Raw genomic sequence first — 6,344 nt, forward strand, 5'->3', positions numbered from 1 at the left:
GTTAAATGAAACTGAGTAAACGTTTAAACGCCATCAATTCGTTAATTACACAGTCTTACGATATTGTTTGGGATTGTTGTTGCGATCATGGCTTTTTAGGTATGGCATTACTTGAGCGCGGCATAGCCAAACAAATAAACTTTGTTGATATTATTCCAGAGTTAATGGAAGCGCTTGAGCAGTCGCTACAACAATTTGAGCAAGGAAAGTCTTTGCCTTCATGGCAAGTGCGCTGCGAAGATGTTGCGCAAATTAAACTGCCAACAGGTGCTAAGCAAGTAATCGTTATTGCGGGAGTGGGGGGCGATTTATGCTTAAAGCTCATTGAGCAAATTATTACTAATAATCCGCACAGCCTTAAACAACTAAGTTTTATTATTTGCCCTATTATTCACCTCTACAAAGTACGTGCGGGTTTAAAAGCGTGTAATTTACAGCTCGATAGCGAGCAAATTATTGTTGAAAACAAGCGTTTTTACGAAGTGCTACAAGTCAGTTTTAATGCCACGGGCACTATTACTAAAACGGGGGCTCATATGTGGGATACACATAACCCTCAACATCATCAATATCAGCAACAATTGCTTGACCATTATACTCGAATGCTCAATAAAGATAGAGTTTACTATCAAAAAGTTATAACAGAGTATCAACGCGTATTTGAACGCTAAATACTGCCAAAAAGTGTGATCGCTTTTTATGATTAACTACGTAAAGTGCTTCATAGTTAATATCTTGCTGCTAGGCAGATTTATTTGGTTTACATATGTCAGATAACAACATAAAAATTGAGTCATTATTAGATGATGGGCAAAAATGGCAACACAGTTACGAGCAACCTATTTCGTATGCGCCCCTAGTACAACTGGCTAATAAAAATTGGATTGTTCCGCAGCATTTTTTGCGTTACAAGCATACGCTGGCCAGTGTTAATGAAGTGCTTAACGACATTAGTTTTTCCAACCACTTTAGTGTGCTAGCAGCTGAAAAAAACAGTGATGTTTATTTGCAAGTAGCAGTACTTAGCCCAGACAATTATCGCGCCGATAATAAAGCAAAAAAACTATTGTTTGGTCGCCGTTGGCCAGTAGAGCAGAACCTGCCTACCTCGGAGCTTATTCAAACTGCATTTTTAGCGTTAAAAGTGGCGCGTGAGCATGAGGTAAGAGAGCTTTTTCAGCTGCAACACCAAGGCGCAACTAGTACGCCATTTAATAATCATCATGACTTACCCGTTATGGCACAAAATCCCGAGCTTGTTAAAAGTACATCGTTTAAAAATATTTCATTGAACGAGCTGATAGATGGCCTTGTGTTTGCGGATAACCAAATAGAGCTAATTAACTGCCAAGCTATAATCACCGGTGAGCAGGTGTATACGGTTAAACTTTATTGCGATAGTTGCCAGCTGAGTGAGTTTAATAACAAAACTTTGTCATTTTTAGCACCGGATACAACAACAAATAGCTTTTTACATAGTTTTATTGCCGCATTGGTTGCTATAAGCAATGATTATGTGAGCGAGCATTTTAAATACCAAGGTTTTGCACGTTTTAGTAAGCATGTACAGGCGGAGCAAATAGGCGAGTTAAGTGTTTCTATGCGTTCGCCAAGTTCAGTTAGTTTGTGCTCAATGGGTAAACAAGAGGCGAATCAGTTAAATTTTGAGATAGACAGTGGCCGAGCGCCACAAGGGTGTGGTCAAGCAATTGGTGGTTTTTTAGCTGCCCATGGCATTGAGCAGCCTGAAAACGCACATTTATACCCAAATTACTTGTAACGTATAAATTAAAGTTTGTTTATTTCTTGTTTTACGTTGTAGCTTGAGTCGGTAACAATGGCTTCAAGTGTTTGTACTCGTTGTTTAAGTTCACTCACTTGAGCGGTTACCTCAGCTAGTTGTTTGTGTGCGTCTTGATTGTTGTCCTGTACTTTATGTTTAAATTCAAGGTGCTTTTTATACATATCGTAAATAACTCCCGAACCTACAGAAATAAGTACAATGAGAACTATCATTGTTGTGCCAGACATAATTACTTCCTTTAACTTTTCTTTAAGCTTAAATTATAACCATAATTAAGCGCTCATAAAGCTAATTAATTGTAACTTTATTTGTATTTATAAATATTCGATAAGTCATTGTTATTATTTGTGACGCCACCATATAGTAATTATAAAGTTTTTTAATCGATACAAGGAGTAGGTATGTTAAATAATAAAATTCCACCGGTTGTGGTTGTGGTGTTTTTTGCTGCTGTAATGGCACTGATTGCACATTATACCGTGATTGATTTTAGCGCATTTATTACTTATCTCTCGCTAGCACTTGTCGCTACTGGGTGTATATTTTGTATTGCTGGGGTCGTGAGTTTCCGGTTTGCTAAAACAACAGTACTACCTAACAAACCAGAACAAGCGTCTAGTTTAGTTACCTCAGGTGTTTATAAATTCTCTCGTAATCCGATGTATTTAGGTTTTGCGTTTATATTAGCAGGCTGGGGCGTGTGGCTGGGTTCAATGTGGGCTTTTTTAGGTGTAGCAGGGTTTATTGCTTACATTACCTTATTTCAAATAATCCCAGAGGAACGTGCGCTCCACAAATTATTTGGTGAGCAATTTGACGATTATAAATCACGAGTAAAACGCTGGCTTTAACGTTTTATCGCAACAAAAAAGGCTACCCTTGGTAGCCTTTTAGTGTATTAACGTTGAACTTTACTCATATTCAAGCGGGTCTGTCACGTTGTTAAGCTCAAAGGCCTCTAAACGTTCTTGGCAGGCACCACATTTACCACACGCTTTGTCACGACCATTATAACAGGTCCATGTTTGGCTGTAGTCTAAACCCATTTTAATACCATCGGTTAAAATATCGATTTTAGTATTGTTTAAATACGGGCTAAAAATTTCTACTGCATCGTAATTTGCAATACGACATACATCATCCATCTTTTTAACAAACTCAGGACGACAGTCAGGGTAAATTGCATGATCGCCTGAATGCGCGCCGTAATATACTTTGCTCGCTTTAAGCGACACTGCATAACCTACCGCTAAGGAAAGTAAAATCATATTGCGGTTAGGCACAATGGTGCTTTTCATGCTTTCTTCTTCGTAATGGCCTTCTGGCACATCAATATCGTCTGTTAACGACGAACCACCAATAAGCTGATTAATTGCTGATATATCAACAATTTTGTGCGGGACATTTAGCTTTTCACATACGTTGGCGGCAACTTTAAGTTCTTTAACATGACGCTGACCATAATCAAACGAGAGGGCATAAACATCATGGCCTTGCTGCAAGGCTTTATTTAATACAGTAAATGAGTCCATACCGCCGGAATAAATAACAACTACTTTTTGCGTCATACGTGGTTTGCTCTTTAGTTTTGATAGAGGTTTATATCAGGGCGCGATATACTACACGGCCAAGGCATAAATGACAATTTTTGCACCGTGCTTTGCGATTTTTAATAGTAACAATTTTGCCGTCAGGTTGTAAGTGAGATTTCTTTTGTACAAAATTAATGAAGTGTTTGAAACCATTCAAGGTGAAGCGAGCTTTACCGGTACGCCGTCTATATTTTTACGCCTGCAAGGTTGTCCTGTGGGATGTTCATGGTGTGACACTAAACAAACTTGGGATGTTGATAACGTATATAAAGTATCACTAGATGACACGGTAGAAAAAAAAGCCGACTCTGATCATTGGGCTGAGGCCAGTGCCGCGCAGGTCCTGGAGTTATTTAAATCCCGTGGCTATACCGCCAAGCATGTTGTGATCACCGGTGGTGAACCTTGCATGTACGATTTAAATCCAGTGTGTAATTTATTGCATGATCATGGCTTTAGCACGCAAATAGAAACCAGTGGCACCTTTGAAATTCTCGCCCCTGCCCAAACGTGGGTTACGGTATCACCAAAAATTAATATGCGTGGTGGTTACAAAGTATTGAGCAGTGCTATGCAACGCGCCGATGAAATTAAACATCCGGTTGCTATGCAAAAGCACGTAGAAGAACTGGAAGAATTATTTGTCGCCACGGGTGTTAACCCAAAACTGGTATATTTACAGCCAATCAGCCAAAAAACGTCGGCAACTAAATTAGCCATTGATACTTGTATCGCCAAAAACTGGCGCTTATCAATTCAAGTACATAAGTATTTGGGTATTAGTTAAAACAGAAAGCGCAGTTATAAGTGCTTAGCTATAAGCGATCAGCTGCTCGGCGTTGAGTTATATTACGTAGGTTGGGTGAGTAAACCCCAACCTAACTCAACAAATTTAAACTTATAAAGCCAAGCAGGCTTTAAATATAATTTTCATCAATAAACTGGCACCACTGCTGAGTATTTAATTCTGGTACGTTTGGCTTATCTCTAATACCGAGTTTAAACATGATTACAGAGCGCCATTCTAAAGAGCCAATGTCTGGCCCATGTCCATAACCGTCACCGGTATTTATTTGCTGTTCAACATGATTAAACCATGCTTCAGAGCACGGAGAGTATTTTCTATCTTTTTGCGCAACACTACTGCATCCAGCAATAATGAGTAATAAAGGGGCCATTAATAGTCTCATATTTTACCTATGTGTTTATTTTGCTAATCGCTGCTGTGTTAAGTTTAAACGCTTATGTGAGCTGTATACTTGCAACCTTTCATCGTCCGTAATTAAAAATGCATCCATTTCTACAGATATTAACGCAGATATGGGGAAAATCTCTAAAACACCAAGATCAGCAAGTTTAGCTGAAAGAAGTGCCGTTTTGCCGTTAGCAATAAAGGTAGAGTCTTGATCACGGTAATCGCCATCTACATATAGTTTTGCACCATTAAACCATGAGTTAACAATTTTAATTTTATGACCCTTAACCGTGAATTCGAACTCTTTTCTCATTTTAAAACTCCGTTATGGTTGTTATGTTTTTTCTTTAAAATCAACAGGTAATTCAATTTCAATGCCGCAACCTTTTCCGTAGCTAAAAATAAATGCATACTTTTCACCATTAATAGGTTTAGCAATAAACCAAGCTTTTGTCTTTCCTTCTTCTTTGACCACAGTTGTTGGTAAGGCAAATAGTGGGTCATCTTGCTCACCTACTACAACCCAAACAAAATTAAACATCTCTTCTTTAATTTTCTCTGGTAAATATACTGTAATGAAAAATGAGTTATTATTTTGCTGTACACTTATATTAAATAAATGATTGTATTTTAAGTTCCATGCTGCAACTTGATCATCAGTTTGAATGCATGACGCAGCAGAAGAGCCAAATCTAAACAAATATAATAAAAATAAACATCGCATTATCGATTTACCTAAAACCAATAGTTATTTCTCCTAATTAGTTGCTTGTTAGGTGCATTATGATTCTATTTCAGCTTCTGACTTAATAAGCTCCGAGATCTCAGATAAATCGAATTCATCGTGAGGTATAATTTCAATTTTATCAGTAAACTTTGATGACATGGATTTAAGATTTTTGGCTAAGAAATGATCCCACTCATATAAGAGTTCGAGGATGTCTGCCTTTACAAAATGATCTTCACCATTTGTATTTGACGAATAGCCTTCAACAGAACCATTTAATAGTGCATGTCGGTCGAGAATATAAGAACGTCTATCAGAGCTATATCCTGTGTTTACGGTGTGTGAAGCGTAATACGTCCTAAATAGAAAGATTGGTAAATGGTCCGCTTCACTCTTTGAAAATGGTATTTTCAATTTAGAAGATAGTGTTATTAAAGCTTGTAGTTGAAGATAACAGGCATTGAATATTCCGTACATGCGTAAGTATGCTTCACCAAATTTCTCGTTTCTCGGTTCATGTATATTGATTCCATGATTGTAGAAGTCACCCTTAGCTAGTTGAGTATCTTCGAGCAGATACAAAGAATCTATTACAAATCCATAGTCACGGATATTGTCTAATTCGAGTATTGAAATAATTTGAGAATTAAAATCATCAGAGATGTTTATTGAGCATAAGCTTAAAACTTCTCGCATTATTTTAATGCGTAAATCAATTAAATTAATATTGCTCATTCGCTTGATATTTACTCCTTGCACCTTACTATTGTATAGTGCGCGCGTCGCGCAGGTTTCTACTATGTCACTCTCATTTATCTAATTTATATAGTTTTAACAAATTACCTAAGATATTACTATCACTAAGTTTTCTATGACTTTTAAGCAAAGCTAATACTAAAAAACGTTGTTATTGAGCAGCGCTTTTGTTTTTATTTTGTTGAACCTTGAACCTTGAACCTTGAACCTTGAACCTTGAACCTTGAACCTTGAACCTTGAACCTTGAACCTTGAACCTTGAACCTTGAA

At 37.5% G+C, this 6,344-nt stretch carries 10 protein-coding genes; 4 read left to right on the forward strand and 6 right to left on the reverse strand.

The features are described 5' to 3' along the window. The first annotated feature begins 5 nt into the window (after window positions 1-5). Complete coding sequence (locus AN392_RS17230) at window positions 6-671, forward strand: tRNA (adenine(22)-N(1))-methyltransferase TrmK (protein WP_055013375.1); 666 nt, start codon at window positions 6-8, stop codon at window positions 669-671. A 95-nt stretch (window positions 672-766) separates the two neighbouring features. After that, window positions 767-1,780, forward strand: a complete 1,014-nt coding sequence (locus AN392_RS17235; RefSeq protein WP_055013376.1) for a hypothetical protein — start codon at window positions 767-769, stop codon at window positions 1,778-1,780. 8 nt (window positions 1,781-1,788) lie between these two features. Here AN392_RS17235 and AN392_RS17240 read toward each other — a convergent pair whose 3' ends face one another. Next, on the reverse strand, window positions 1,789-2,031 hold the full coding sequence (locus AN392_RS17240) for a hypothetical protein (RefSeq protein WP_010388451.1): 243 nt from the start codon (window positions 2,029-2,031) through the stop codon (window positions 1,789-1,791). A 174-nt stretch (window positions 2,032-2,205) separates the two neighbouring features. Here AN392_RS17240 and AN392_RS17245 point away from each other — a divergent pair, with 174 nt between their 5' ends. Beyond that, the gene (locus AN392_RS17245) at window positions 2,206-2,655 is read left to right on the forward strand and encodes an isoprenylcysteine carboxylmethyltransferase family protein (protein WP_010388452.1); all 450 of its coding nucleotides are present in this window, start codon (window positions 2,206-2,208) and stop codon (window positions 2,653-2,655) included. A gap of 60 nt (window positions 2,656-2,715) precedes the next feature. Here the strand turns inward: AN392_RS17245 and queC are convergent, their stop codons facing one another. Continuing rightward, entirely contained in the window at window positions 2,716-3,372 is a 657-nt protein-coding gene (queC, locus tag AN392_RS17250) for a 7-cyano-7-deazaguanine synthase QueC (protein WP_008110177.1), read from the reverse strand. A gap of 145 nt (window positions 3,373-3,517) precedes the next feature. Between queC and queE the strand changes: the two genes are divergently transcribed. Continuing rightward, entirely contained in the window at window positions 3,518-4,183 is a 666-nt protein-coding gene (queE, locus tag AN392_RS17255; protein ID WP_055013381.1) for a 7-carboxy-7-deazaguanine synthase QueE, read from the forward strand. Between the two features lie 130 nt (window positions 4,184-4,313). On the opposite strand, the gene AN392_RS17260 is transcribed toward queE, so the two are convergent. From AN392_RS17260 to AN392_RS17275, 4 genes are read right to left on the reverse strand one after another with little or no spacing between them, the layout of a single operon-like run. Continuing rightward, on the reverse strand, window positions 4,314-4,586 hold the full coding sequence (locus AN392_RS17260; protein ID WP_055013377.1) for a hypothetical protein: 273 nt from the start codon (window positions 4,584-4,586) through the stop codon (window positions 4,314-4,316). Window positions 4,587-4,601: 15 nt separating this feature from the next. Next, window positions 4,602-4,904: a hypothetical protein gene (locus AN392_RS17265; protein WP_055013378.1), complete on the reverse strand. Its 303-nt coding sequence runs from the start codon at window positions 4,902-4,904 to the stop codon at window positions 4,602-4,604. A gap of 21 nt (window positions 4,905-4,925) precedes the next feature. Continuing rightward, window positions 4,926-5,336, reverse strand: coding sequence for a hypothetical protein (locus AN392_RS17270; protein WP_235575606.1), 411 nt, complete (start codon window positions 5,334-5,336; stop codon window positions 4,926-4,928). 36 nt (window positions 5,337-5,372) lie between these two features. Then, a complete protein-coding gene (locus AN392_RS17275; RefSeq protein WP_055013380.1) occupies window positions 5,373-6,053 on the reverse strand; it encodes a hypothetical protein in 681 nt (226 codons plus the stop codon). Between the last annotated feature and the right edge of the window lie 291 nt (window positions 6,054-6,344).

It is taken from the genome of Pseudoalteromonas sp. P1-16-1b (genome assembly GCF_001401785.1).
Lineage (GTDB): Bacteria > Pseudomonadota > Gammaproteobacteria > Enterobacterales > Alteromonadaceae > Pseudoalteromonas > Pseudoalteromonas undina.

Excerpts from the sequence above, each read along its gene's own strand:
- AN392_RS17230 (WP_055013375.1), top strand. The coding sequence starts at position 6 with ATGAAACTGAGTAAACGTTTAAACGCCATCAATTCGTTAATTACACAG.
- AN392_RS17235 (WP_055013376.1), top strand. The coding sequence starts at position 767 with ATGTCAGATAACAACATAAAAATTGAGTCATTATTAGATGATGGGCAA.
- AN392_RS17240 (WP_010388451.1), bottom strand. The coding sequence starts at position 2,031 with ATGTCTGGCACAACAATGATAGTTCTCATTGTACTTATTTCTGTAGGT.
- AN392_RS17245 (WP_010388452.1), top strand. The coding sequence starts at position 2,206 with ATGTTAAATAATAAAATTCCACCGGTTGTGGTTGTGGTGTTTTTTGCT.
- queC (WP_008110177.1), bottom strand. The coding sequence starts at position 3,372 with ATGACGCAAAAAGTAGTTGTTATTTATTCCGGCGGTATGGACTCATTT.
- AN392_RS17260 (WP_055013377.1), bottom strand. The coding sequence starts at position 4,586 with ATGAGACTATTAATGGCCCCTTTATTACTCATTATTGCTGGATGCAGT.
- AN392_RS17265 (WP_055013378.1), bottom strand. The coding sequence starts at position 4,904 with ATGAGAAAAGAGTTCGAATTCACGGTTAAGGGTCATAAAATTAAAATT.
- AN392_RS17275 (WP_055013380.1), bottom strand. The coding sequence starts at position 6,053 with ATGAGCAATATTAATTTAATTGATTTACGCATTAAAATAATGCGAGAA.